Consider the following 682-nt stretch of genomic DNA (forward strand, 5'->3'; position numbering starts at 1 on the left):
CATGCCGTTCATCTGGAACGCGCCGTCACCGACGAACGCGATCACCGGCCGGTCCGGGTGGGCGAACCGGGCCGCGATCGCGTACGGCGTCCCCGGGCCCATGGTCGCCAGCGTCCCCGACAACGACGCCTGCATCCCCTGGCGCAGCTTCAGATGCCGCGCCCACCAGTTCGTGCCCGAGCCGGAGTCCGCCGTGAGGATGCAGCCGTCCGGCAGGCGGGACGACAGCTCGGCGGCGACCGCCTGCGGGTTGATGGTGCCGCCGAAGTGCTGACCGGCCCTCTTCTCACAGATCGCGTTCCACTCACGGACGTCCTTCTCGATCTGCTCGCGCCACTTCCGGTCCTCCTTGCGCTGCAGCAGGGGGATCAGCGCACGGAGGGTCTCCTTGGAGTCACCGACGAGATGGGCTTCCATCGGATAGCGGATACCGATCATCCGGCCGTCGATGTCGATCTCGACACCCCGCGCCTGCCCCTCGTCCGGCAGCCACTCGGAGTAGGGGAAGCTCGTGCCCACCATGAGCAGGGTGTCACAGCCCCGGATCATGTTGTCACTCGCCTTGCTGCCGAGCAGACCGATCGGACCGGTCACGAACGGCAGATCGTCCGGCAGCACCTCACGGCCCAGCAACGCCTTGGCCACACCGGCACCCAGCAGCTCCGCGACCTCGACGACCTCT

The 682-nt window shown here is 68.3% G+C and carries 1 protein-coding gene; it reads right to left on the bottom strand.

Annotated features, from left to right (window positions below):
• On the bottom strand, positions 1-682 hold a 682-nt coding region (locus AC5WRT_RS39000; RefSeq protein ID WP_496101108.1), incomplete at both ends, for a thiamine pyrophosphate-dependent enzyme.

The organism is Streptomyces sp. NTD91, from assembly GCF_059510455.1.